Source organism: Pseudomonas sp. I2, from assembly GCF_040984075.1.
Lineage (GTDB): Bacteria > Pseudomonadota > Gammaproteobacteria > Pseudomonadales > Pseudomonadaceae > Aquipseudomonas > Aquipseudomonas guariconensis_B.
The window spans coordinates 1-432 of record NZ_JBCGFQ010000175.1 but is presented as its reverse complement, the minus strand read 5'-3'; the positions used below and the strand labels follow the sequence as shown (position 1 = coordinate 432).

Annotated in this window: 1 rRNA gene; it reads left to right on the top strand. The window is 49.3% G+C overall.

Features of this window, described 5'->3' with window-relative positions:
* Window positions 1–432, top strand: a 23S ribosomal RNA gene (locus WCE05_RS26125); the annotation flags it as partial.

Below are 432 nucleotides of genomic sequence, written 5' to 3'. Positions count from 1 at the left end.
AACCAGTACCGTGAGGGAAAGGTGAAAAGCACCCCGGAAGGGGAGTGAAATAGAACCTGAAACCGTGTGCTTACAAGTAGTCAGAGCCCGTTAATGGGTGATGGCGTGCCTTTTGTAGAATGAACCGGCGAGTTACGATTTGATGCAAGGTTAAGCAGTAAATGTGGAGCCGTAGCGAAAGCGAGTCTGAATAGGGCGTTTAGTATTTGGTCGTAGACCCGAAACCAGGTGATCTACCCTTGGTCAGGTTGAAGTTCAGGTAACACTGAATGGAGGACCGAACCGACTTACGTTGAAAAGTGAGCGGATGAACTGAGGGTAGCGGAGAAATTCCAATCGAACCTGGAGATAGCTGGTTCTCTCCGAAATAGCTTTAGGGCTAGCCTCAAGTGATGATTATTGGAGGTAGAGCACTGTTTGGACGAGGGGCCC